This is a genomic window from Chryseolinea serpens (genome assembly GCF_900129725.1).
Taxonomy (GTDB): Bacteria; Bacteroidota; Bacteroidia; order Cytophagales; family Cyclobacteriaceae; genus Chryseolinea; species Chryseolinea serpens.
On the sequence record NZ_FQWQ01000003.1, the window covers coordinates 43,229 to 62,393 of the forward strand.

The following is a 19,165-nucleotide window of genomic DNA, read 5'->3' on the forward strand; positions in this document are numbered from 1 at the left end:
ATGGATCAGACAAGCTTCGACGTTCATCCGCCTCATCTGTACGCGCCTTACAAATCGACTATTCTGCGCAGCCCCACCAGGCCACTTATGCCCGTGCGTGAGTTGCTCAAGGACCTTACACTGCCTGCGTTTGGAGAATCTCTAATTGGCAAGCTGGACAATGATCTGACAAAAAATGCGCGTAAGAATGGTGAGCCTATTGGCGAACGTATTAAAGTGTCGGGCGTGGTAATGGATGAATACGGCAAGCCATTGGCAGGGGTACTCGTCGAGATATGGCAGGCGAATTCGGCCGGACGTTATGTTCATAAGGAGGAAATTCACGATGCGCCGCTTGATCCAAATTTCCTCGGTGCTGGGAGAATACTCACCGATCGGGAAGGACGATACAGCTTTTATACCATTAAACCCGGCGCTTATCCCTGGGGAAATCATTTTAATGCATGGCGCCCCAATCATATCCATTTTTCTGTGGTGGGGCACCAATTCGAACATCGTCTTGTGACGCAGATGTATTTTCAGGGTGACCCTCTATTTGAGTACGATCCAATCTTCCAATCCGTTCCTGTGCACGCACGGGAATTGTTGATTGCAAAATTCAGAATGGATTGGACCGAGCCAGAATTTGCTCTGGCCTATGAGTTTAATATCATCCTTGGCCGACGATCCTCAACCCCTTTCGAGTAATGGACAAATTGCGACAAACACCATCTCAAACGGTAGGACCATTTTTTGCCTATGGTTTAACCGCCCGCCAGTATGGGTACGACTTCACCAGTATTGTGGACAATTCCCTGGTTGGCGCGTTTCCTATGGGTATTGAAATTGACATCATCGGCCATGTGTTTGATGGGGAGGGAAAACCTATTCCAGATGCTTTGATCGAATTTCGGCAGGCTGATGAAAAGGGAAGATACAGGAGCGTACCACTTGAGAAAGCAGATTCCGATTTCCGTGGATTCGGCCGCTTTGGGACCGGCACGGAACCTGATGCTGGCTTTCATTTTATAACCGTTAAACCTAAGGCGCTCTCAGGACAGGCTCCACACATCAATGTGATTTTATTCATGCGGGGTTCCCTTCGCCATTTATATACAAGAATTTATTTTCCTGACGAATTAAATATCGATGACCCCATATTGAGGTCTGTTGATCCCAGTCGAATACGGACGTTGATTGCTGAATCGTCAGGGGCAAACAGGTATCAATTTGATATCCACATGCAAGGTTTAAATGAGACAGTGTTTTTTGATCTATAGCTTATGAATGAAACCTCTCAAATATTCTCAAAATATCTGGCCGATAAAGAAATATCCCGGATTTTTTCCGACGAGGCATTAATTAAAAAAATACTGGCGTTTGAAATCGCCCTTGCAAAAGAACAAGCATACCTGGACATCATTCCGAAAACGGCAAGCGAAGAAATTAGCAGTCTGCTAAGTAGTATAGTCGTCGATCCAAGGGAACTCGCTGACGGTACACGGCAACATGGCGTTCCGGTCGTTCCGCTGCTTGAATTGGTGAAATCCAAGATCGCCGCAAATAAGGCGAAGTTCATTCATTACGGCGCGACTTCACAAGACGCAATGGACACTGCCTTGGCGTTGATGCTTAAAGACGCTACGAAGATAATCAGTGAAAAACTGGCCCTCGTCATTTCGAACCTTAAGCGGCTCACGCTAAAATACGGCAATACACCGTGCATGGCACGCACCCGTGGTCAACTCGCGATGCCTACTTTATTTCAGCATAAGATTATTGCGTGGTTGGAACCATTGCAGCGACAATCCGACAGGCTGAAGTATGTCGAAGATAGCGCGTTAAAAATCCAACTTGGTGGTGCGGTTGGTGATTTGGCTTTTTACAAAGAAAAGGGTGATAGTTTGCGGAAGGCGGTCGCGGCGGCCTTGGATCTGCATCTAAGCCCATCCTGGCACTCACAACGCGATGGTCTCAGTGAACTGACGAATTGGATGGCGATCACTTCCGGTGTACTTGGCAAAATGGGCGCAGACATATTAGTGATGGCACAAACAGAAGTTGGGGAGCTGGTTGAAAATGCTGAAGGGGGCGGTAAGAGTAGCGTGATGCCACATAAAAACAATCCCGTTCTTAGCGAAGCACTCGTGGCGCTGGCAAAGCTTAACTCCGGCTTGCATTCGATCCAGCTTAATAGTTTAGTTCATACCAATGAACGGGATGCCGCAGCATGGATTTTGGAATGGAAGTGCATTCCCCAGATTGTTGGCAACACAGCAGCCGGCTTAAACCACGCCCTGACAATCAGTGAGAAAATCAAAGTCAATACCGAAAACATGAAGAGGAATGTCGATCTGTTCAAAAAGAGCAACAAGCAATAATGAACGCGTTTATCATTGATGGAATTCGGACTCCAATTGGAAATTTAGGAGGAAGCCTTTCTTCTGTACGGACGGATGATTTGGCCGCATTGGTGATCAAAGAATTGTTGAAGCGCAATCCGGACGTGCCGGCAAGTGCCATCGATGAGGTAATCTTTGGTTGCGTCAATCAGGCAGGCGATGACAATCGAAATGTTGCAAGAATGGCTTTACTCCTTGCTGGGCTTCCGCATTCGGTTCCCGGTGAAACGGTAAATCGTTTGTGTGCCTCTGGAATGAGTGCTGTGGTCAACGCTGCACGTGCGATAAATAATAATGACGGCGACATCTACCTGGCCGGAGGCGTCGAGAATATGACCAGAGGCCCATACGTGATTTCTAAAAGCGCAAAGCCTTACGGAGGCGATGCTCAGATGTTTGATAGCAGCTTCGGGTGGCGTTTTGTAAATCCGTTGATGGAGTCAATGTATGGCGTGGATCCAATGGGTGTGACTGCCGAAAAGGTGGCGGAGTTGTATGGGGTCAGCCGCGACGATCAAGATTTGTTTGCATTCAGGTCGCAGAAGAAGGCGAATGTTTCCTCAGAAAGACTTGCCGCGGAAATCGTTCCAGTAAAATTCATAGGAAAGAAGGGTGAGGTCACTGTTTTCGACTCGGATGAATTCAGGAAACCAGGAACCACGATTGAAGCACTAAGTAAGTTGCGACCAGCCTTCAAGAAAGAAGCTGGTACAGTTACGGCGGGAAACTCATCGGGTTTGAATGATGGTGCGGTAGCGATATTAATTGCTTCTGAACGTGCTCTTGAAAAATATAATCTTAGGCCACTGGCGAAAATTGTTGCAAACTCTGCCATGGGCGTAAAGCCTGAGATTATGGGAATTGGTCCTGTGGATGCGACGAGGAAAGTCCTTGCAAAAAGTAAGTTGACTTTAGATGAAATAGGTGTTATCGAGTTAAATGAAGCATTTGCGGCACAATGCCTGGCCTGCATTCGTGAATTGGGTTTGAGTGACGATGATCCGAGAATAAACATAAATGGTGGTGCTATTGCTCTTGGCCATCCGTTGGGAATGACGGGTGCAAGGATCATACTTAGCGCAGCCATGGAACTTCAAAGAAGAAACGAAAGATATGCTTTGGCGACAATGTGTGTAGGCGTTGGCCAGGGATCTGCCGTGGTGTTAGAAAGGGTTTGACAAGCCCTCAGAATTTTGTCAATAGAATGCTATGAAAGAAATAGAACGATTGACCGCGGAACAAGCGGCGCAGATGGTTAAAGATGGCGACGTTTTACTCGTTGGTGGTTTTGGAATGACAGGAAATCCTGTACATCTATTACATGCCTTAGCAAAGACGTCTACAAGGAATTTGACCTATATAGCAAACAATGTTGGTGAACCAAATCTTGGAGGTGGAAAGTTGCTGCTTAATGGGCAGATCCAAAAAATGATTGGCTCATTTTTTACGAGCAACCCAGATGCGGTAAAGGCTGCACAATCCGGAAGGGTCCAGTATGAGCTTTTGCCCCAGGGAACACTTGCAGAAGCTATTCGCGCGGGAGGGGCGGGCCTAGGTGGTTTCTATACGCCAACCTCAGTAGGGACTTTGATAGCAAAAGGCAAGGAAACGAAGATAATCAATGACAAAGAGTATGTTTTTGAAAAAGCGCTTAAAGGTAACGTGGCATTTGTGAGGGCATGGAAAGCAGATACTGCGGGCAACTTGCAGTATCGAATGACCGAGCAGAATTTTAATAAAGCAATGGCCACGGCGGCGGATCTTGTTATTGCCGAAGTCGAGCAGATCGTTCCGCTAGGCGGGATAAATCCGGAGGATATTCATACACCATGTTGCTATGTTGACTACCTGGTTGAGGCAAAGCTTTCCATAGATCACTTAGGGACTTCGGCATCTGTGAAATCAAGCTTGAAGAAGGTGGATGAGCAGCGCATGAACATGGTTAAGAGAGCATTCATAGAACTACGAAAAGGAGATGTTGTCAATTTAGGGATCGGCATTCCAACTCTGATAGCAGATTTGATCAAGCCGGAACACGGGATTATTCTGCATACCGAAAATGGAATGCTGGGCGTTGGGCCAGAACCTGAGGGAGATGCGGGTGCCCTGAACTACCCGGTTAACGCTGGCAAAATACCGGTGACAGCCTTAACCGGATGCAGCTACTTCGATAGTGCTGATTCATTTGCTATGATTCGAGGTAATCATGTGGACGTGGCAATTATGGGAGGGCTTGAAGTCGATGAAAACGCCAACCTTGCCAATTGGGCCGTGCCAGGCAAACCATTGCTCGGAGTTGGTGGTGCCATGGATCTGGCTTCTGGGGCGAAGCGACTGATCATAACGATGGCCCATACAAATGCGGATGGAAGTCCGAAAATTGTTCCATGGTGCACGCTTCCCCTGACGGCAACTAATGCCGTCGATTTGGTGATCACTGATCTAGCGGTTTTTAATTTTCAAAATGGTAAACTTTGTCTTATTGAACTGATGCCCGATGCGACACTGGACGAAGTTCAATCAAAAACCTCTGCGAGTTTTGAAAACAAGCTTTGTATTGAATAGGACAAAAGGAACCGTTAATGTTCAGGCGGTCTCGTCAGTGCTGACCAATCGGAAGTCATGACTGTTCAGAACAGTTGCCGCTGCATTAGATTGTATTTTTGGTTATAGGTATTGAGGAGTAACTTTTAAAGCCTCATCAATATAGATTGGATTACACGATCAACTTAACAATAAATAGCGTAGTCGAACTAAAAGTTTACTAAACCGAATAAGTATGAAGTCTTTGAACCGACGACAATTTGTAACAAGGATGTCGCTCTCTGCGGTCGCTGCAGCTACATTCTCCAAAACAGGATATTCCGCCCCGGGCTATTTTGCCCGGACCAAGATGGCAGAGGAATTTGTTGATATCGAAACTTCGTACGGCAAGATTCGAGGAATCAGGACAGAGGGGGTGAATATTTTCAAAGGAATACCGTATGGTGGGAGAATTTCTGGAGACCGAAGGTTTCGTCGGCCGGCCCCTCTGGAGCCTTGGGCAGGTGTGAAGGAGACAATACAATTAGGCGCTCCGGCGATTCAGTCTCCCAGACGAGGTGAACCAGATCCATCAGAGGATTGTCTTTTTCTAAACGTGTGGACGCCTGCCAACGATAATAAGAAACGTCCCGTTATGTTCTACAATCACGGTGGCGGATATGTCATTGGTTCAGGTGGATCCGGAGGGCAGGACGGTGCCAACCTGGCCAGGAATTTTGATGTCGTTGTCGTGGAGACTAACCATCGGCTGGGCCTGCTTGGATTTTTATACCTGGATGAGATTGCTGGATCAGATTATGCAGGTTCAGGCAATATGGGTGTGTTGGATATCACCGAGGGGTTAAAGTGGGTGAACAAAAACATTGTTGAATTCGGAGGTGATCCAAACAACGTGATGATTTGGGGCGAGTCAGGAGGAGGAGCAAAAACGTCCTGCCTATATGCTATGCCAGAAGCCTCTCCATTCTTTAATAAAGCGTCCATCGAAAGCGGACCAGGTGTTCGCATGACTGCCCGTGAAACAGCGGCTGAGACCACGGCAAAGGTTTTGAAGGAGTTGAATATTAGCCCCAAAGATTGGCGAAAGCTGCTCGATGTTTCGGCAGTCGATTTGCTCACCGTGCAATCAAAGTTTTCGTTTGTAGCACCACATCTTGAAAAAAATAAACCGATGTTTGGCTTCGGTCCCGTTGTAGATGGTATCGTACTACCTAATCACCCTTTCGATCCCACGGCTCCTAATATATCCCGTGACAAGCCTCTTATGACGGGGTGGAATGAAGACGAGTATACATTTTTTGCTTGGGAAAGGAAGGACACCAGCGCCTTCACAATGGACTTTGCTGGCTTGCAGACCAGACTGGAACCTCAGTATGGGGCGGACGCAAAGAAAATAATCGAAACATATCGGAAGTCAAGACCCAACGCTTCGGCACCTGATATCTTTGTAGCGATTTCGTCGATTACCATGATGGGACTTGGCTCAATTGATATCGCCGAGAAGAAAGCCAAACAGAATGGGGCGCCAGTTTACTTATATAATTTTGGTTATAAGTCTGATATGAAGATCCCCGGAACAGACTACCCGATGGGTACACCTCATGCCATGGACATCTCATTTAAGTTCAACAATGAGGTTCCGCCAAAAGCTGGAGAGCCTCCAAGAATGGGATTTGGCGGCAGTAAGCCTGATCGCTTCATCGCCTCGCACAATATGGCAGCTCTTTGGACTGGATTTGCCAGAACGGGGAAACCAACCGCTGAGAATCTGCCGGCGTGGCCAGCCTATAATTTGAAGGACAGACCGACGATGCGAATAGACACCAAGTGCGAAGTGATCAACGATCGATTTAGCGAGGAGGTAGATGTTTGGAAGTCGATCGGAAAATTTTGATGTAATCCATATCACTTCAAAAGATATCGCGATGCTAGTTTAGCGACAAGCCATATCTATCTGTCTAGACAGGGGCGCGTAGCGGTATGAAAGGGAGATGACAATGAGGAGTTGCAATTTTCTAGCTTCAAATTCCACGTATTTCATTTTTGTAGATAACTTTCTATTTGCAAATCCCGTTTGTGGCTTTGAAACACGTTATTCCCGGTAGCCTCTGAGCAATCAAGCTATCGGGTTTCGCTTTTTAAGGGCTTCTGCCGATAGTTTGACAGAAGAAGAAAGAACAAAGGAATTCAACGGGTTCACCTTATTCAAATCAAATAAAGTTGGGGAATGGTTTGGAATGCGACGGCGATGATGTAAAACTCAAGCTTCTCAATTTTTCGTTGTATTTACCAATGATATACTACAGTATACCAACATACTGTAGTATAGTAGTTACTAATGTATACTAAAAGTACATACATTAGCTAAAAAAGGAAGTCAAATCAAAGATGTTGTGAAGTACATCCTCGTGTTCACGATGGCCCAAGGCCAACAGGGAAGAACTCAAAAGAATTAACAACAGGTCAGATATGGAAAATAAAATGAAAGTTGAGATATGGAGCGATGTGATGTGTCCATTCTGTTATATCGGAAAACGAAAATTTGAAAGTGCATTATCGCAATTTCCGCATAAAGACGAAGTGCAAGTGATATGGAAGAGCTTTCAACTCGCCCCGGAAATTAAAACACGAATTGATAAAAATATACATCAATTTTTGTCAGAACATAAAGTGGAGATTCCGACCCCATTGACCACGTTGTTTCAGGAGGGCGTGACCAGCTAAAGTTACCTGAGGGACTTGAACTTCGCCTAGGTTTCGAACCCCTTGATTGCTAGACTCGTTTCTGGTCAAATGGTGGCGGAATTGGGTGGTCACGTCATCTGAAAATTGATGGTCAGGGCAAAACGGAAAAAGATGGTCAGCCACTTCGGATTCTCCACATCTGCCGATTGAATTAAAAAAGTCAAATCAGATTTTGGATTGGGGAAATATAAAAAAGAACTATATCAGTCAGGCCCAGACCTATGCACATACAAGGGATCAAGTTGCTTTCTTTGTTGTCCTTGATCTTTCGGAGAAAGCTCCGGAAAAGCCGCCACCTAATGTTCGGGATCTTTTCAAAATCATTCACCTGGATACAAAGCACGAACTCGATATAAAATTTCCGGACTACGTGGTTTGCTTCATCATTCCAGCAAATAAGATTTCTCCTTACAAACGCAGTACCTACAATTAATAATACATTCAACTTGCGGCCTTAACATTGATGGAGATTCCGAGGTGGTTGACCACTTTGTTTCATAGGCCTGGGACCAGAACATTCCGGACCATGGAGCAATTTATTCCGGTGGGAATTGACCATCCCTCGTATTGACTATCTTGAAGTTATGTCTCAACACGATTGAATCTGTGCTTACTTAACTTAAGGTGATCATGCCCTCACGAAATAAAGTGGTCAAGGGGGCGGAATCTCCACTCTGGCAACCTTGGAAATTTTGAGGTAAAAGGCTAGGCTCAGGCTTGTTTGGCTGGCGGTCTAAGTATACTTGAGAATTTCGGTGCCCTTTAAACCTGTATCGGTATCTGCCAGGACTTTGCACAGAGATTCGAGTGGGCTCGGCTGAATTGGATCAAAACGTTTGCTCATATGATGAATTGAGTTGGGTTCTGAAATCTTGCTAATTGGGATTCTAGCTCGGTTGTAACCTTAATACAGAGTAGAAGGTATTCCTCAACATCGTCTCTACGAAGAATTCCATCGCTGTAGATCGAAGGCGGATTGTGGGTCAAATTGTTTCTAATCTTTGCCCATTCCTTAATTTCTTGGATGTCATCTTGGTGCATCTTAAATCCTTTTTGTTGGAGTTGCTTTAATTTCAAGCTAATGCCACCAGCTTTCGAGGGTGATTTTAAAATATTGTGAGCGATGTAGCCTCAAGAATGCTCTGCAGCTGGCAAAGTGTGAAATGCCAAATCACGAATGACTCCAGGTAACCGTACCAAAATAGGTCGTCCATAATATCGTCCGCTAGTTCTGGCGAATTTATGTCATGCTCTCTCTGTACCTTAATCAAACGATCTACATGGGCTTCATCTAGTTTTTTCGCGAGGACGAACAAATCGTTAAAGTCGCTCAGCCCGAACTGCTCGGTTTGTTTTCTAAGACGTTTTAATTCTGAGCGCATAATAATGTTGATCTTATAAACCAAAGGTCGTATGTGACTGCGCAGTCTTTTTGCGCAGACGCATAGGAAAAGGCAATCCAATCTTTATTTTCTAATACGAAGGTGTAATTTGCCCATTGAAAATTCTTTCGGAGTAATGATGCAATGTTAGATATCAAGTAAGAGGTTGATATACAAAATGTTATCTCGATTTTTGAAAAAGCTTTTGATCAAATTGGCACCACGAATTTTCGTATTTGAAATGCGAAATACCTAAAATTGGCTTGAAGATTAATATTAGGAGACAAATATGGCTAACGAGATGTTTGAAAATAGCTATGGTCAACGCGGGTGGAAAGAATTCATTCGAAATAGAAAAGACATACTTTCTGAATTTGATAGGTTGAAGGACCTGACAGAAAATAGGCCAGTGCAGACCGCGCACGGTCAAGGCGTAGAGGCATATTTGAGGAAATGGTTGGGGGAATTTCTGCCAAAAAAGTACGGAGTCACTTCTGGCTATATTATTCCCAACGTGTATAATGACACTGGAAAAATTTATCATTATGATGTCATCATCTACAATCAGTTAGAATCACCTGTACTTTGGACCGAGGGAAACGTTGATCAAAGTGAGCAAGGCAAGGCACGTGCAATTTCAGCTAAGAATGTGGTGGCCGTTTATGAAGTCAAATCTCGCTTTACGAAACAGAACGTGTTCGACGCAATTGAGAAATTGAACCAAATAGATGAATTCAAGGATCAATTGGCACCACTTTACACGTGCGGAATTATTTTTATTGAGTTGGTTGAGGACGATGTAAACCGTGGCGCAATTTTAAAAGAGTTGATCAAAGGAGCGAAGGTGGCAGGGTTTAACGGCGGTGTTGTACTGCGATATCAAGGTGATTTATCCTGCACAGGTTTAATCCACGTGTCGACTTCTAAGGAGAATAATGCTTCGAATGGCCAAGTATTAACCCCGCTGGCACGGGCGATTGACACCCTTAAAATTGTCTTAACAGAAGAAGGTAGCCTACAGATAAGGGAGCAAGGAGCAGGCGCGAAGTTAACGGTGACCTCCAATAACAATTGGTCAGTTACCAAGGTGTATATGGTTTCCTATCAAGAAGGGGACAAAATAGTCCTTTTAAGTTGGTCGAGATCTGCATTCGCTGATTTTTGTATTGAATTGTTGGCGAGACTAGAGGGGATAGCTCTAAATGATAGCAACAGGGCTAGTTTTGGGCAGGTTTTCGACAACATCGAGCGCGAGCAGGCGCGAATCCAATTGGAGAATAAACTTCAAGGAGAGGCCCACTTGAAGATACAAATTGTCAAACAAGTGGCATCGACTGAATTGTTTGTTATCGATGACGAAGCGTCACAGGTTAAAATTCTTATCGAAGTTGAAAACATCGGTAGTGCTAAGGCGATAATTTCTGTCGACGGGTTCAAAAATCGATTTCAGTTATTGCCAAATCAGAAAGCCACTAAACAAATTGCAATTGGGTTTTCAAAGCACCAGACGGACGTGGGAATTAGGGATATTTTGAAAGAGAGCGCCAGGGAAGTCTCATATCGGGTAGTGTATTACTCTGCGAAAGAGAGTTCTGCCGAGGGCAGGTCTGAAGGGGACTTCGTGGCAATTGAAAAAAAGATACGAATTACAGAAGCAGGAGCGGATTTTGTGGATTGAGTTGACGCAACACATGCACATGCCAATCGGACCGCCGTGTGAATGGTATTAGCGTTACAGAGGCCTCTATAAATTAATCAACAAGGTCAACTTGGAGATTCCGAGGTGGATGACCACTTTGTTTCGTAGGCCTGTGACCAGAACATTCCGGACCATCGAGCAATTTATTCCGGGGGGAATTGACCATCCCTCGTATTGACGATCTTGAAGTTATGTCTCAACACGATTGAATCTGTGCTTACTTAACTTAAGGTGATCATGCCCTCTCGAAATAAAGTGGTCAAGGGGGTCGGAATCTCTACTGACAAGCTTCAATTAGCTACTTGTTGATTTTTACATATGGATTATCAACGACTAGCTTCCATGCGTTGAGTGAGTCGTCAAAATGGAAGAAGACTCCTTGTAAGTTATTCAATGCTGAAAAATCCACGTCCTCTGCATCTATTTGTAGCATTGAGGTCATGTCTATTGAGCAAAGGTATTGCAGCCCGTTTATATTTCGGGCGACAGTAATTCCCTTCATGGTGTCATTCGAAATTGTAAAATTTGGTATTTTCTCGATCTGTGACATTTTTCTTGTTGATAGTTCAAACATGAGATCAATCCACTCAGAGCAATAAACTGATACTTTTTTTTGAAGTTTAATTTTTTCATTTAGGATTTCCGTCTTGTAGTCGCGAATTGATTTTTCCCAAGCTTCATCGACAAAGAGTGTTGATAATTCAAAAGCCGATATTCTTGAACGAATTCCAGCTTGATAAATCTTTACAGCTTTTAAGTTTGGCAAGCCGATTTCAATCAACATCGCCATTTCTTCAATTACCTCAGCTTGATCGTCCAAGTTTTTTAGTCGCAATTTTTTGCTAATAGCATTAAAGATCCATGGTATCTTGTATGTGAATAATTTGGCAATTGACTCCTCTGCGTTATCCCATTCAAGTACCTTTTCGTACGGTTCTCCATGTATCCAACGATCAAGCGTTGTTAATAGCTTTTCATCTTGTAAAAGTTTGGCATCTTCTTTAAAAAGCGGCGCTTCTCTAGCCAATTTCATTATGCATCTGACAAGTTTAACCTTTTCGTTAACTTCGGCATCGGAATCGTTGTATGATTCAACTAGAGTGACGATTCGCTTCAATTGAGTTTCTATAAATAAGTCGCTGTTTAACGGGATTCCAGATCGAACAATGGATTTCCATTTAGATCGATCATTTCCCACTTTCGCGACAATTCCGATTACTCTGGCCTTAAAAAATGCTAGAAGGTCTTGTTCACCTAACGTAGGTTGACTTTGGAGTTGAATGAATGCTAAAGAATTTCTGAAAAACGTATCGATCCATTCGTAGTCTTCATGTTCACTCGTGCTATGAAGTTCGTGCAAAGACAGTAAAGTGTCATCGATCCAATCCAGGACGTCATCAATTTCCTGAGCCCTTTCACCAATCTCATGAACGTTATTTTCTGTAATTAGTTGAAGTAATGTTTCGAATTCAATGTCTCCGTCATTTGCTACAATCTCCAGAGATCGAATCATAGTAAGAATGCCACTTGTGGCAATGTCGATTTTAGCTTTATCAAAAAAGTTTCGAATATTCTTTTGTTCGTACGTGGTTTTTCGTCTCGCTTTAGGCGTGGATGAGTCTGATTTGTCTAATGCTACTAATACCTTAGACTCATGGTCGATGAATGCGCGACCAGCTCGCCCGGCTATATTCCAGAAATCTCGTGATGTTAGTAAGGTGCCGCTTTGATAAACAGTTGAGAAAATTACGGTGGAGACACCTAGATTCACTCCCTGACCAAGGGTTGAAGTTGAAATAATAACTAATGGCTTATCATTTCTCATTAACCTTTCGAGCGGCAGGCGAACATCCGCATTTAGCGATCCATGGTGGCATAAGATCCCTTTTCTAGCATATAGTAGCCAGTTATTCTTGTCACCGTATGTCTCAATACAGGCGAGCTCATACGATCTCCAATCAAGCTTATTTTGCCAATTGAAGTCCTCGGGACTATTTCCAAGACACTTTATATAGCCTTCAGCCATTCCAAAGACTGAATTTTGGAGACCCACAAAGATCAATACAGTTCCAAATGTTCTAAGTTTAAATGCGGTTGCCGCTACCGCCTCATTTTTATTGCCTGGAAAAACTCTGGGTTTTCGCTGCCCTTTTTGAAGGGGTAGCTGTTCGCTGACAACAAAACGGGAGTTAAATGATGGACGCTCTTGATCCGAGGACGTCCAATTTAAATTAACTGACTTTCCGTTCCACTCAAGCACTCCTAGTCTTTCGTCTGAGGGACGCCAAGTGTCTTTGTATATTGTTTCATCAGATTTTGTTAACCATTTGGAAAGGTCCTCGGCATTTGGAAGAACTGCGGAAAGCAATAGAAATCTCGCATTGTTTTTTTCAGCAAAATACCGCAGTTCCTCATAAAACATTTCGTTAACTATGAGACGCTTATTAGCTCCAAGTAAGTGACCTTCGTCAATTATGATAAGCTTAAGAGCAACTGCTAAGTCGCGGTTACCACGGAGTATTGCTTTTGCTTTCTCAGGTGTCGCAATAAAAACATTGGACTCTTCGATTATTTTCTCTTCAAGTGTACTATACAGACCGCCTCCATAAAGATGCGATAGTGAAATCCCGACCGTGGACAGAACTCTCTCTAGAGTGTTTTCAATTTCAAACGCCAATGATCTAAATGGCGCAATGTACAGGACCTTACCGGTTGGATTTTTAATTAGACTGCTGACAATTGCAATTTCAGCTATTCTTGTTTTTCCACTACTTGTCGGTATGGTCACAACGGCACCAAGTGAGTCATTATTAAGGACTTTTGCCAGTGACTTCCTTTGAGTGATGAACAATTCGTGTATACCTCTTGGTGGCAGATAGACAAGTGCTTTGATGTATTTCTTGATAACAACAAGTGACGTGTCAAAGTGAAGGGACAACGCTGGCCAAAGAGCAGAAAGATCAAAACCTTCCGCAAGTAAAATTAGAAGGCGTACTACCCACCACATTCCAGGTTCTTGCTTTACCTCAGCGATTTCTTTAAGTAATTTAAGATTTTGCTTTGCGCTTGCTAGCAGTTCTGGAAATCCTGTTTGTAGGTATCGAACTAAATTGTTTAGAGCGCGGGCAATTGTTATAAGGTAGACTTTATCTGCACCTGAATCTCCTTCATCAAATTCATCGATGAAATCATCGGTGTTTGTTGGATCAACCAGTATTTTTTCGATTTCGATTTGTAGCAATTGAAAGTTTCTTTGGAGAAACAGTGCGACTATATTTCCGATAGCGGTATCAGTCTTGGTTTTCTGAACCAAGATGAAGGCTTTTGAATATTGGAATGACACATAATAGCCAAGAGCTGCTATCAATGAGTAATAGCCACTGAATTCCGTTTTGTTGGTGTTAGCGCCATGGACGAACTCAAGAATGGAAGATCCTTTTTCTAGCGGACCTCTTGCTGACTCCATGTCCTGATTCTCAGCATAACAGCATCCTAATTCCATGTAGTACAATGCTAGCAGATTAAGATTTTCATCCTGAATTGTGTACGGTGGAAAATTTTCACGGCCTTCCTGTGTGTTGAATAGAATGTATCTGGAATTAGCCTGAGCTATCATATTTTGAATGTAAGAGTCACTCTCAAGCGCTGTAAGCTTTCTGTCTATATCCTCTGTAGTCATACAACTAACGGGTTTCTAACATAATAATTTGCCTTTGTAAATGCCTTTTTGATAAGGTCTTCGGGAGTTTCGATACCAATGGAGATAAAAACCATATTTGAATTCTTTGAGCTTAGATTGGCCTCTGTAATACCATGCGTGCTGGTATTGCTGAAAAGCATACCAACAGATATTAGATCACCTTTACCTTTGATCTGCTCTACTAGAAACTTATCCAGCATGTCTGCAATTGATTCTGTTGCTGGATCTCGCCCTAACTCATCAACAAGAAAAGAATAGGAAAGCGGGTTTTTACTTTGTTCAAGGGATTTGGTGATTGTTTCTACGATGGTTTTTGTTGGAGTTTTTCTGAATTTGGCCTCGCCAAGGTACATCCTGATTTTATCTTTCTTTTTGCCCTTCAAGACATCAACCATTAGGGTGTCATCTCCTTTTATCGCTTGGTCTACATTGGGGTTATATCGTAGTTTGAACACTTTAATTAGTTTTTTTTGGAGGCAACTTTCCACATACTCAGTCAGGAGGATTTCGGTCGCATTTCCTTTTCTTGTCTTGTCTGCTTTGGGAAGCTTTCGATGTTGCTTTGCATATTTTGAAAATCCCAATTTTTTATAGTTCTGTTTTAATTTTTTGATTCGGTAAGTCGAATGATGATGGAGAAAAACCTTTTTGGCCAGCCAATCAATCAAATCAGAATTATTGGTAGGGACCAACGCTGTTAAAGAACGATGGCATTTGGTCTTGGTTACTGCTACATCCTTGCAGGCTAACCAGCGAAAGAAAAAATCAGGAGCAACAGGATGTTGTCCAATTAAGTCTGTTTGACTGTTGGGCATAATAGTTTTGTTTGAGTGGGAGATTCCAGGTGGGCTGTGATCAGGCTAGATCGGGTGGGGGTCAAGGAATCTTAACTTGACTAAGATAATTAAAATATAGCTGAAGGTCAATTCTAATTTCGGTTTTTATGGATTCCACCACGGCGCAGTCGTATCGTTATAGATTTCGCAAAGACTATCCATTTTTCGGCAGAAATTCAATTGCGATTTCTTGCTTTTTGAGCTAGAGATCATAGCCAGATAGTTTATGGAATATGATTTTAGGACTGTGTAGAAAAGGTCGCGGTAAATAATCTTTTCATCTTGATTCGCTATGTCAATAAATGGTAATGTCGAGCGAATACTTTTTTTACTCGTTCGTATAACCCAATTATTTTTCGTTGAAGCTTCATGCAGAAGTCCACACCTTACATTGGAATAAAAGTCGTCCGCTATGTTTTGAAGTTTCTTTTTTGGTTTCGATAGCTTTTGTGCAAATATTTCCTTAAACGGATCTTCATTTAACAGAAATGCCTTAAACTTTCCAGATGATGATCCATAGACAAAATCAGTTTCTTCTGCATACAACTCGTAATTTTTTCCCTCAATACAGCTTTGGAAGAATTCAATCAGGCTGCACATTAGTGATATCACTGAAAAGCCTTCGCCATTCGTGATGTTCAACGATAGGATATGTTCGATTGGAGTAAAATATCGCGTTTGAAACCTCTTTCGCATTAGGTCAGCAGCTAGGTCCCAATCCTTCTCATTGTTGAAATCTGTTTTAAGTCTTTCGCGAAGCTGCTTCCAGTCTTTCTTCGTCTTCTTTCCAAAAAGTCTCGCGGAGTCATCCATTGTGAGGTTACTTTTTTATTGGTTGAGGATTTTTACGTTATTAACGATATTCTCAATTATTAAAAACTCGTGGCCCTTCACGGAATTCCAATCAACTCCCTTTAATTCCGCTTCCTGCCCGATTTCCATGTACGTGCGATAGTTGCTTAACTTAAAAATGACTCCCTTAACCTTCTCCAACAAAGCAGAATTTTGATCGATGTGAATAATGTCTAAGCGGTCTGGAAGATTGTGAGCCAAATCGTTTCGATGTTTACGCAGAGCCTGAATCACGTTGATGTCTTCGCTGTTAATTGCTTTCATAAACTCTTTAAGATAGAGCAAGCAAGCTTCAAATTCGTTCTTGCTTCTCGTAAGTACGTCCTTCTGGTAAGAATGAAAGGGGCCTCCTTCGAATGTTGTATTTTGGTAGAATGACCTGATGGTCCAACGATCATGCTTTTAACTAGTTCGTGAGCAACCAAGACGTATCCGGCGTAGGTAAGGATGGCAGTTAATTTGGCTGCGGAGTCTTTTTTTTCATAATTTAATCTAATTGCATCACGGTTTTTTTCTTAATACTCTGAACCCTCTTCAGGCGTTAACCTGGAGATTCCGAGGTGGATGACCACTTTGTTTCGTAGGCCTGTGTGGAGATTTCGGTACCTGTGAACACTTTTTTCCGCGAGCCTATGATCAATACATTCCGGATGGTACGGACAACTGATTCCGCAATCAATTGAGCACCTGCCTCGTTGGCTACTAATCAGTTGCAATCTCGAATCCTAAGTTAACTATCACTGATCACACCTGCACGGAATTAGGTGTTCAGGGTAGCGGAATCTCCAGATTGTCGCCGGCTTCGGAGGCAATGGGTATGTGACAAAAGCAGACTTACACCAAGTTTATACCGAAAAGGAGCCTGGCCTAAAGGATAGCACGTTGCGGTGGCGTGTCTATCTGCACCACCGTGACCGCATCGAATTTATTTCCCAATTTCAGGCATTTTATGTATATTGATGCCGATTTATAGAGTAAATTATTGTGGCCGATAAGCTCCATATTGAAAGATTGAAAGAACGCTTTAAGGGTAAAAGCACCATTTCCAGTGAAAATTTGGCCATTTTTTACAAGGAATCGGAGCCAAACGTCAAGGAAACCACTATTAATTGGCGGATTTACGAGCTTGTTAGAATGGGTATTCTTGAGCGAATTAGCCGGGGGCAATTTCGAATTGGCCAAATGAAACCTTACGCTCCTGAACCATCAAGGCAGCTTTCGAAACTCTATAAGGATCTCAGTACTCATTTTCCATACATACAACTTTGCATTTGGGAAACGGGGTGGTTGAACGACTTAGGGCAGCACCTTTCTAACAGATCATGGCTCATTTTGGAAACCGAGAAGGACGCTTGTGAGCCCGTTTTTCATAAACTACAAGACAACAATAAGGCTGTTTTTCTTGAACCAACACTTGAAATGATGGAGCGCTATGTTTCCATTGAAAGTAACCCGATCATTGTGAAGGCTATGGTATCGGAAGGTCCATTCCAAAATTCAAAAGGCGTTAACATCCCGATGCTGGAGAAAATCCTGGTTGACCTTGTCTGTGATACAGATATTTTCTATGCGTATCAAGGTAGGGAGCTGGAGTACATATGGGAGAATGCTTTTAGCAGATACACCGTTTTGCAGGATAAACTTCTGCGCTATGCTAGCCGCAGAAGAAGGAAGAGGGAAATAAGCGAGTATATAAAGAAACTCTATAATCCGGCAGCAATATAATAAAAGTGCCGTTAATTTGTAATAGACTCCAAATCTCTGGAAAGCAACTGGATTGCTGCTATCGCAAAACAGAAAAAAGCAGACCCGATTCTGGTTGAGAAAGTCATTCGGGCGTTGTGGTTGCTGGAGGGTCTTACGTTGAGTGGGCTGCCTTTTACTTTCAAAGGCGGTACGGCCTTGATGCTCAAACTTGGTTCTGAAAGAAGGCTTTCAATAGATATTGATATCATTATTCCAAAGCAAAATGCCAGTCTGCCTGCTTTACTGACGAAGGTTGCTGAAGAGAGAGGCTTTCTTAAAACAGAGGAGAAGAAAAGAGAAGTAAAATCAAGTATTGAAAAGGCTCACTATAAATTCTTTTACAACCCAGTTGTTCAAAAGGCTGATCAAGCATATGTGCTATTGGATATTTTAGTGGGTGATTCAGGGTATCACAAAATAGAAGAGCAGTCAATTAAGAGTTCTTTTCTTTCTTTAAGCGGAAAACCATCTGTTGTAACGGTGCCTTCCTTTGAAGATCTCGCGGGTGACAAACTCACAGCCTTTGCCCCTGAGACAACCGGCATTCCCTACATAAAGAATGAACAGAGTGCGAGCATGGAGATCATTAAGCAACTCTATGACCTTGGTTATCTGTTCGACCAGCTGAGTGATCTCTTCATCGTTAGAAAAACATTTGAAAGCATAGCACAAACCGAATTGAACTATCGAAGAATTAAGAAAGCTCCGAGCCATGTACTGGAAGACACCTATCAGGCCTCACTGTGCCTTTCATCACACGGACAACTGGGTAATGGTAATTTTGATGAACTCCTTTCAGGTGTAAAGCGCATCCAGCCTTATATTTTTTCCGAGAATTACAATATTGATAAAGCTATTTCGCACGCTTCCAAAATTGCACATCTTACCCGGTTATTGTTGCTACAGGAAAAAGCAATAACACGCTTTGAAGGCGCTGATCAGATCAAGGAATGGAGCATTGCCGACCATACGCTGACCAAACTCAATAAATTGAAGAAGATAAATCCGGAGGCTTATTACTATTGGCACAAATCTATTGAGCTAAACTCCAAGTTGTCATAGGACCCATGAAGAAGGAGCAATTGTACGATCGAATATTATTGAGAATCCGAAGAGGTTGACCATCTTTTCCGTTTTGCCCTGACCATCAATTTTCGGATCACGTGACCCCCATTGATTCCTTGCCAAACGGGAAAAGATAAGAGTGCCCCGTTGGCGAGAACATGAATATACTATTTTTTCTTAAAAAGTTTCACAAACAGGTGGGTTCGATTTTTTGC

General features: G+C 43.0%; 14 protein-coding genes. 10 read left to right on the forward strand and 4 right to left on the reverse strand.

Annotated features, from left to right (window positions below):
* The 8 genes from pcaH (at position 1) to BUB30_RS20060 (ending at position 10,730) form a co-directional block, all read left to right on the forward strand.
* Complete coding sequence (gene pcaH, locus BUB30_RS20010) at positions 1-687, forward strand: protocatechuate 3,4-dioxygenase subunit beta (protein ID WP_073137532.1); 687 nt, start codon at positions 1-3, stop codon at positions 685-687.
* A complete protein-coding gene (gene pcaG / locus BUB30_RS20015; protein ID WP_073137534.1) occupies positions 687-1,259 on the forward strand; it encodes a protocatechuate 3,4-dioxygenase subunit alpha in 573 nt (190 codons plus the stop codon). Before pcaH ends, pcaG begins: the two co-directional genes overlap by 1 nt.
* A 3-nt stretch (positions 1,260-1,262) precedes the next feature.
* Complete coding sequence (locus tag BUB30_RS20020) at positions 1,263-2,360, forward strand: lyase family protein (RefSeq protein WP_073137536.1); 1,098 nt, start codon at positions 1,263-1,265, stop codon at positions 2,358-2,360.
* Positions 2,360-3,559 carry an acetyl-CoA C-acyltransferase gene (locus BUB30_RS20025; RefSeq protein ID WP_073137538.1) on the forward strand — a complete coding sequence of 400 codons (1,200 nt, stop codon included), beginning with the start codon at positions 2,360-2,362 and terminating at the stop codon, positions 3,557-3,559. The genes BUB30_RS20020 and BUB30_RS20025 overlap by 1 nt, the downstream gene beginning before the upstream one ends.
* Positions 3,560-3,590: 31 nt before the next feature.
* Positions 3,591-4,946, forward strand: a complete 1,356-nt coding sequence (locus tag BUB30_RS20030) for a 3-oxoacid CoA-transferase (protein WP_073137540.1) — start codon at positions 3,591-3,593, stop codon at positions 4,944-4,946.
* Between the two features lie 214 nt (positions 4,947-5,160).
* Complete coding sequence (locus BUB30_RS20035; protein WP_073137542.1) at positions 5,161-6,819, forward strand: carboxylesterase/lipase family protein; 1,659 nt, start codon at positions 5,161-5,163, stop codon at positions 6,817-6,819.
* A gap of 575 nt (positions 6,820-7,394) precedes the next feature.
* Entirely contained in the window at positions 7,395-7,649 is a 255-nt protein-coding gene (locus tag BUB30_RS35650) for a DsbA family protein (protein ID WP_317044209.1), read from the forward strand.
* A 1,692-nt stretch (positions 7,650-9,341) separates the two neighbouring features.
* On the forward strand, positions 9,342-10,730 hold the full coding sequence (locus tag BUB30_RS20060) for a DUF6602 domain-containing protein (protein ID WP_073137550.1): 1,389 nt from the start codon (positions 9,342-9,344) through the stop codon (positions 10,728-10,730).
* A gap of 319 nt (positions 10,731-11,049) precedes the next feature.
* Here the strand turns inward: BUB30_RS20060 and BUB30_RS20065 are convergent, their stop codons facing one another.
* The 4 genes from BUB30_RS20065 to BUB30_RS20080 all read right to left on the reverse strand — a co-directional run bounded on the left by BUB30_RS20065 (position 11,050) and on the right by BUB30_RS20080 (position 16,403).
* Positions 11,050-14,430, reverse strand: a complete 3,381-nt coding sequence (locus tag BUB30_RS20065) for a DEAD/DEAH box helicase (protein WP_073137553.1) — start codon at positions 14,428-14,430, stop codon at positions 11,050-11,052.
* Positions 14,427-15,266: a Hachiman antiphage defense system protein HamA gene (locus tag BUB30_RS20070; RefSeq protein WP_073137555.1), complete on the reverse strand. Its 840-nt coding sequence runs from the start codon at positions 15,264-15,266 to the stop codon at positions 14,427-14,429. The genes BUB30_RS20065 and BUB30_RS20070 overlap by 4 nt, the downstream gene beginning before the upstream one ends.
* Positions 15,267-15,392: 126 nt before the next feature.
* On the reverse strand, positions 15,393-16,100 hold the full coding sequence (locus BUB30_RS20075) for a hypothetical protein (protein WP_073137557.1): 708 nt from the start codon (positions 16,098-16,100) through the stop codon (positions 15,393-15,395).
* Positions 16,101-16,115: 15 nt separating this feature from the next.
* Positions 16,116-16,403, reverse strand: a complete 288-nt coding sequence (locus tag BUB30_RS20080) for a hypothetical protein (RefSeq protein WP_073137559.1) — start codon at positions 16,401-16,403, stop codon at positions 16,116-16,118.
* A 720-nt stretch (positions 16,404-17,123) separates the two neighbouring features.
* On the opposite strand from BUB30_RS20080, the gene BUB30_RS20085 reads away from it, so the two are divergent.
* Together BUB30_RS20085 and BUB30_RS20090 are read left to right on the forward strand one after the other, a co-directional pair.
* Positions 17,124-17,864 (forward strand): DUF6577 family protein, encoded by a 741-nt coding sequence (locus BUB30_RS20085; protein ID WP_084138268.1) that lies wholly within the window; start codon positions 17,124-17,126, stop codon positions 17,862-17,864.
* Positions 17,865-17,978: 114 nt separating this feature from the next.
* Positions 17,979-18,947 carry a nucleotidyl transferase AbiEii/AbiGii toxin family protein gene (locus tag BUB30_RS20090; protein ID WP_178377156.1) on the forward strand — a complete coding sequence of 323 codons (969 nt, stop codon included), beginning with the start codon at positions 17,979-17,981 and terminating at the stop codon, positions 18,945-18,947.
* Positions 18,948-19,165 lie beyond the last annotated feature (218 nt).